Origin of the sequence: Enterobacter sp. R-1.6.2 (genome assembly GCF_035064085.1) — a bacterium.
In the GTDB taxonomy this organism is placed as follows: Bacteria; Pseudomonadota; Gammaproteobacteria; order Enterobacterales; family Enterobacteriaceae; genus Enterobacter; species Enterobacter asburiae_B.
This window is the reverse complement of sequence record NZ_JASEYI010000090.1, coordinates 1-1,360: the sequence shown is the minus strand read 5'-3', so window position 1 is coordinate 1,360 and position 1,360 is coordinate 1. Positions and strand designations below refer to the sequence as shown.

Genomic DNA, 1,360 nt, shown 5'->3' with positions numbered 1-1,360 from the left:
TGAATGGGTTCATGTGCAGCTCCATCAGCAAAAGGGGATGATAAGTTTATCACCACCGACTATTTGCAACAGTGCCCTTACGTTCATGTTACATACTGCGAATAAAATGACTGTCATTGAAATCTCTGAGCCTGGCGGGCCAGAGGTTTTAACGCCCGTTCAGACAACGATTCCGGTGCCAAAGGCTGGGGAAATTTTGGTTCGCGTCAAGGCCGCAGGTGTTAATCGTCCTGACGTCATTCAACGCCAGGGTCATTACCCTATGCCTGACGACGTAACCCCTATTCCTGGTCTTGAGGTCGCTGGAACGGTTTCATCAATTGGAGAAGGCGTCACGGGCGTAAAGATTGGTGACCGAGTCTGTGCTCTGACGAATGGCGGTGGTTATGGTGAGTATTGCATCGTGCCGGAAAGCCAGACACTGCCGGTGCCAGACAGCATGTCAATGATAGCAGCGGCGGCACTTCCTGAGACTCTGTTCACCGTCTGGGCAAACTTGTTCAAGATTGGTGGCGCAACACAGGGTCAGAGTGTTCTGATTCATGGGGGAACAAGTGGTATCGGCACAACCGCGTTGATGCTATGCCGCGAAATCGGTATCGAGGCATATGCGACGGCTGGATCAGATGATAAATGCGATGTGATCGCAGAGCTTGGCGCTACGCCAGTCAACTACCGGACAACTGATTTTTCTGATTTCATTTTGAAGCAAACGGATGGCCGTGGCGTTGATATCATTCTCGATATAATGGGTGCATCCTATTTCTCCCGAAATATGAGGAGTTTAGGAATGGATGGCCGGCTGGTAATCATTGGCTTCCTTGGCGGAGCTTTCGCAGATCAAGTGGATCTGCAAGAACTCGCGTTGAAGCGAGCGGTTGTCACGGGTTCAACGATGCGAGCACGAACTTCGGTCGAAAAAGCCGAAATTGCCAATGACTTGCTTAAAAATATCTGGCCGATTCTCAATGCAGGTCGTTGCCATCCCATGATTCACAGCACATTCCCGTTACGCGAAGCAGCACGCGCGCATGCATTGATGGAGTCCGGCAAGCATGTTGGGAAAATTGTTCTTACGGTGAATTAGCTTTAAGCCCGACACAACTCCCACGTTAGGTCATCAGGAATATGACCATTTAAATATCCACCAATGTTGAGCCAGCATTTATTAATACGCTTATCGGGTGATAGTAATCAAATATCACAGGACACGATATGTGGCGACTAAAATATCTGATTTCGTTTTCTGGCTTTTCTATGGTGGACACCGTCTAACACATTCGCGGTAATGACTCCAACTTATTGATAGTGTTTTATGTTCAGATAATGCCCGATGACTTTGTCATGCAGCTCCACCGAT

At 48.5% G+C, this 1,360-nt stretch carries 2 protein-coding genes; one reads left to right on the top strand and one right to left on the bottom strand.

The features are described from left to right. The first annotated feature begins 106 nt into the window (after positions 1-106). Positions 107-1,087: an NAD(P)H-quinone oxidoreductase gene (locus QMN93_RS25875; RefSeq protein ID WP_196479507.1), complete on the top strand. Its 981-nt coding sequence runs from the start codon at positions 107-109 to the stop codon at positions 1,085-1,087. A gap of 212 nt (positions 1,088-1,299) precedes the next feature. On the opposite strand, the gene QMN93_RS26310 is transcribed toward QMN93_RS25875, so the two are convergent. Further along, positions 1,300-1,360, bottom strand: a 61-nt coding sequence (locus tag QMN93_RS26310) for an IS1 family transposase (protein WP_071528444.1), incomplete at its 5' end; no start/stop codon positions are given.

Bases quoted from the DNA above. Each gene is read 5' to 3' on its own strand.
- QMN93_RS25875 (WP_196479507.1), top strand. From the start codon at position 107: ATGACTGTCATTGAAATCTCTGAGCCTGGCGGGCCAGAGGTTTTAACG.